This window comes from Roseburia sp. OF03-24 (assembly GCF_003463035.1).
Taxonomy (GTDB): Bacteria; Bacillota; Clostridia; order Lachnospirales; family Lachnospiraceae; genus Roseburia; species Roseburia rectibacter.
Genome location: NZ_QSCK01000084.1, coordinates 1 through 921, shown reverse-complemented (window position 1 = coordinate 921; position 921 = coordinate 1). Strand labels below are relative to the sequence as shown.

The following is a 921-nucleotide window of genomic DNA, read 5'->3' as shown; positions in this document are numbered from 1 at the left end:
ATCCGTTTAAACACCGCCCCCATTTCTCTTGCCGTCCGGAAGAAATCATACCAGGTACGTTTCTGCACCTTAAGAAACGCTTCGAACTGTCTGCACCCCTTGCCCTTTAGTTCAAGCAGGATCCCTTTTTCATGTTCCGGCGATACCATGACTGTGATATCTCCGTAGATATACTGGCGTCCGTAACCGTAAAAGCTGTGCGCTTCCTCGATCATGTACTGCATCCGGATGTTCATGACATCCTCGATCACGCGTCTTTCATCTGTGGTTGCGAAACGGATCCGGACATAGTCAAATAAAATTTCCATTTCTTTATCCGGATTAAATATCTCAAGGACCATTTCCAAATGTTCTAACAGCTTTTTTGTTGCCCGCTTCTTTCCAATCAGCAGCATACCGTAATACCCCCTGCTGATTCCTGCTGTTTCAACATATTCATTTTGTGATACGCCGTAGCTTTTTCGTCTGGCTTCCAGGTTCGTAATCCATTCCACCGGATCAAATGCAATGGAATCTTCATTTTCTTCTATATACTCGTCTGTCATCTCTCCTGCTTCTTTAATATTCCATACATCATCCGCTGATTTAAAACCTTCCTCCAGATCTTCTGTCTGCATTCTATAGCCGCTTTCTTTTTCTTTCCGGTATTCCTGAAGCACATTTTGCAGCTGGTCAGCCAGCTTGTCACTGACCGGCTTTTTCCCGTGTATCAGCATGTTATAATAGCCTCTTGAAAAACCAATGCGTTTTGCAAGTTCTACCTGGGATAATCCCAGTTCTTTGCGTTTTTTCTCAATCTCTTTTAACGTCTCCTGGTTCTTTTCCACATCTGCCACCATCCCATTTTATAATTCAGTCCTGCAGTCTCCCAGGGATATCCTCATAGATCTGCATTTCATTACGTCTTGCCTGCATAAACTC

At 43.8% G+C, this 921-nt stretch carries 1 protein-coding gene; it reads right to left on the bottom strand.

The features are described from left to right. The coding region (locus DXA60_RS18475) for a helix-turn-helix domain-containing protein (protein WP_158570900.1) at positions 1-827 on the bottom strand (827 nt) is incomplete at its 3' end. Positions 828-921 lie beyond the last annotated feature (94 nt).